This is a genomic window from Xanthomonas sp. SHU 308 (assembly GCF_000364645.1).
Taxonomy (GTDB): Bacteria; Pseudomonadota; Gammaproteobacteria; order Xanthomonadales; family Xanthomonadaceae; genus Xanthomonas_A; species Xanthomonas_A sontii.
Window position 1 is genome coordinate 1 of the sequence record NZ_AQOK01000902.1, and the last position, 4227, is coordinate 4227.

The 4227-nt window shown below is 68.4% G+C and carries 1 protein-coding gene; it reads left to right on the forward strand.

Annotation, left to right across the window (positions count from 1 at the left end; genetic code table 11):
- Positions 1 to 4227: GLUG motif-containing protein (locus D588_RS26180; protein ID WP_017917704.1), on the forward strand; the 4227-nt coding region annotated here is incomplete at both ends.

Genomic DNA, 4227 nt, shown 5'->3' on the forward strand with positions numbered 1-4227 from the left:
TGGAGAACAGCGGCACGCTGCGCGCCAATGGCGGGCAGATCCTGCTGCAGGCCGGCAGCACCGGGCTGTCGCAGTTGCTGGTCAACAACACCGGCGCGCTCGAAGCCACCGGCATCGACACCTCCGGCGGCAGCGTGCGCCTGGTCGGCAGCGGCGGCGACGTGGCCAGCAGCGGCCGCATCGATGTCTCCGGCACCCACGGCGGCAGCGTGCAGGTGCTGTCCGATGGCGCGGTGAACGTCGCTGGCCGCATCGACGCCAGCGGCACCGCGGCCGGCGGCAGCGTGCGCATCGGCGGCGGCTACCAGGGCGGCGAACAGTTGCAACACGCCAATGCGGCCACGGTCGCCGACGGCGCGCTGCTCGATGCCAGCGCGACCGGCCAGGGCAACGGCGGCTCCATCGTGGTCTGGTCCGATGGCCACACCGCGGTGCATGGCGCGCTGCGCGCCAACGCGGCCGGCAGCGGCAGCGGCGGCCTGCTCGAAACCAGCGGCCACACCGTCGACTTCTCCGGCATCACGGTCGGCGCCAAGGGCGCCGGCCCCGGCGGCGCCGGCACCTGGCTGGTCGACCCGGAAGACCTGACCGTGGACAGCGCGGCCGCCAGCACCATCAGCGGCGCGTTGAACGGCGGCACCAACGTCACCGTGCTCACCTCCAACACCAACGCCAGCGGCCCGGGCACCGTGAGCAACGGCAGCGGCGACATCAACGTCAATGCGGCGATCGGCTGGAGCGGCAACTCCACGCTGACCCTGGACGCCTACCACAGCATCTATCTCAATGCCGCCGTCACCGCCACCGGCAACACGGCCGGCCTGGTGCTGAACTACGGCGGCTACACCGACAACGGCACCGTCGGCGGCACGGGCGACTACTACGTCAACACCCCCGTCTCGCTCGGCGGCGCGCACGCCAGCCTGGCGATCAACGGGCAGGCGTACACGCTGATCCACTCGCTGGCCGACGCGGCTACCTATTTCAACAGCCCCGGCGCCTATGCGTTGGCCCAGGACATCGACCTGGCCGGCGTCACCCGCAGCAGCGCCCTGGTGTCCTCCTTCCAGAGCAAGCTGGCCGGCCTGGGCCACAGCATCAACAACCTGACCATCTCCGGCGCCAGCGGTTACGTCGGTCTGTTCGGCACCACCAGCAGCAACAGCCTCATCCGCGATGTGCACCTGGGCAACGTCTCCATCTCCGGCGGCTATTACGTCGGTGGCCTGGTCGGCTACGGCCAGGGCGCGATCAAGAACGTCACCGTCGACGGCGTGGTGAGCGGCACCTCGGGCGGCATCGGCGGATTGGCCGGCTACAACCTGGGTTTGATCGACAACGGCGTGTTCAACGGCAGCGTCAACGGGCAAAACACCGTCGGCGGCGTGGCGGGCAACAACGTCGGCGCCACGATCCGCAATTCCCACAGCACCGGCAGCGTGACCGGCAGCTCCAGCAACACCGGCGGCCTGGTCGGCTACAACGACGGCGGCAGCCTGACCAACACGTATTCCACCAGCACCGTGAGCGGCACCAGTTCCGTCGGCGGCCTGGTCGGAACCAACCAGAACGCCGGCTCGATCAAGAACAGCTACGCCACCGGCAGCGTGACCGGCAGCAGTTCCATGGTCGGCGGGCTGGTCGGCATGAACTACCAGAGCAGCATCGCCAATACCTACGCCACCGGCAGCGTCACCGCAACGGCCTCGGTCGGCGGGCTCGTGGGCGTCAATAACGCGGGTGGTGCCAGCGTCAGCTCCAGCAGCGTCAGCAACAGCTACGCCACGGGTGCCGTCATCAGCACCAACAACAACAACGTGGGCGGACTGATCGGCGCCAATTCGGGCAGCGTCAGCAATGCGTCGTGGGACGTCGACAGCACCGGCCAGGCCAATGCCATCAGCAGCGGGGGCGGCGGCAGCGCCACCAATCTGACCAGCTTCGGCAGCAACAACCGTTACAGCCACAGCACCTACGGCAATCTCGGCACCTGGGCGTTGCTCGCCGGCACCAGCAACGTCTACGTCGCCAGCGATGGCGTCGGCAGTCCGGCCTGGATCATGATCGAGGGGCAGACGCGCCCGTTCCTGGCCAGCGAGTACAGCACCACCATCGGCAACGCACACCAGTTGCAACTGATGGCGTACAACATGGCGGCCAACTACAGCCTGTCGGCCGACATCGACGCCAGCCAGACCGCCGGCAGCAACGCCAGCGGCATGTGGAGCAGCGCCGGCTTCAGCCCGGTCGGCGACAGCAACAACGCCTTCACCGGCAGCCTCGATGGCACAAACCACACCATTTCCGGGCTGACCATCGCCCGCGGCGGCACGTCCTACGTCGGCCTGTTCGGCAACACCGGCGCTGCCAGCCGGATCCTCAACCTCGCCCTGACCGGCACCACCGTCACCGGCACCGCCTACGTGGGCGGCGTCGCCGGCTTCAATGCCGGCACGCTCAGCGGCATCCGCGTCACCGGCACCATGAGCGGCACCGGCAACTTCATCGGCGGCCTCACCGGCTACAACAATGCCGGGACGATCACCGGCGCGCAGACCAGCGGCAACGTGGTCGGCAGCGGCGGCCCCTACAGCGGCAACTACGTCGGCGGACTGATCGGCAGCAACGCCAGCGGCACGATCAACGCGTCGTCCTCGTCGAGCACGGTCTCCGGCGGCAGCAGTGTCGGCGGCCTGGTCGGCAACGACTACCAGGGCAACTACAGCAACGTGCAGGCCAGCGGCAGCGCGACCAGCACCAGCACCGCCAGCGGCGACCATGTCGGCGGGCTGATCGGCAACGCCAATCAGAGCCAGATCCAGAACGCCTCGGCCAGCGGCAACGTCACCGCGACCACCACGCATGCGGGCGGTCTGCTAGGCCAGGCGTCCACCGCTACCCTCACCAATGTGCAGGCCAGCGGGAGCGTCTCCGGCTCGAACTACGTCGGCGGGCTGATCGGAGTGGCGAACAGGGGGACCATCACGAACGCGCACGCGACCGGTGGCGCATCGGGAGTCAGCTATGTCGGCGGACTGGTCGGTAACCTCTTCAGCACAAGCCTCAGCGACGCTTACGCCGTCGGCGATGTTTCCGGCACGTCGTACATCGGCGGGCTGGTCGGGTACAACTCTCGAGGCAGCCTGGCCCGTGTCTATGCCACTGGTTTCATCGCCGCCACCGAGTATGCGGGCGGCCTGGTCGGTTACAACCTGACCGGCACCATCAACGCGGCCTATGCCGGCGGCCGTGGCGTGATCGGCACCCAGTATCTCGGCGGTCTGGTCGGCTATAACGATGGCGGCATCATCAACGCCAGCTACGCCATCGGCGACATAGGCGGCAGCAACGCCGTCGGCGGCCTGGTCGGCACCAACAGTGGCACGATCAACGCCAGCTTCTTCGCCACCGACATCGGCGGTAATCCGATCAACGCCGGCCTGCGCTTGGCGGGCAGCAACACCGGCAGCATCGATGCGATCAGCGGCGGCAGGTCCTGGAGCGCGTTGAACACGCTGTCCACCTTCACCGATGCCGGCTGGGCGATCGACAACCGCGGCGGCACCGGCCAGACCTGGCGCCTGTACGAACACATGGGCACGCCGCTGCTGCGCAGCTTCCTGACCCCGTTGACGATCAGCACCAGCCTCTCCGGGCTCGACAAGACCTACGATGGCAACGGTGTCAGCGGCACGATCTCGTCCTACACGGCCGGCGGCGCCTTCAACCCCAGCCTGCTGTTCGGATCGTCGCTGCGCTACGCGACCGCAGGCAATGGTGTCGGCAGCTACACCACCGGCAACGGCATGCTGCAGATCGGTGGCCTGGCGTCCTCGCAGCAGGGCTACGACATCGGCTACGTGGTCTCCGGCGGCATCGCCATCACCCCGGCGACGCTGACGGTGACGGCGACCTCGGGCTCCAAGACCTACGGCGACACCCTCAACCTCAGCGGCTACCGCGTTTCCGGTCTGATCGGCAGCGACAGCGTCTCCGGGGTCGCGCTGGGCAGCGCGGGCGCCGGTAGCGGCGCCGCAGTGGGCAACTATGCCGTCACCGCCTCCGGCGCGACCGGCGCAGGGCTGTCCAACTACGTCGTCAACTACGTCGACGGCAGCCTGCGCGTCGATCCGGCGACGCTGCGCATCGTCGCCAACGACGCCAACAAGACCTACGGCGGCACCGTCACCCTCAGCGGCTACAGCGTTTCGGGCCTGCTCAACGGCG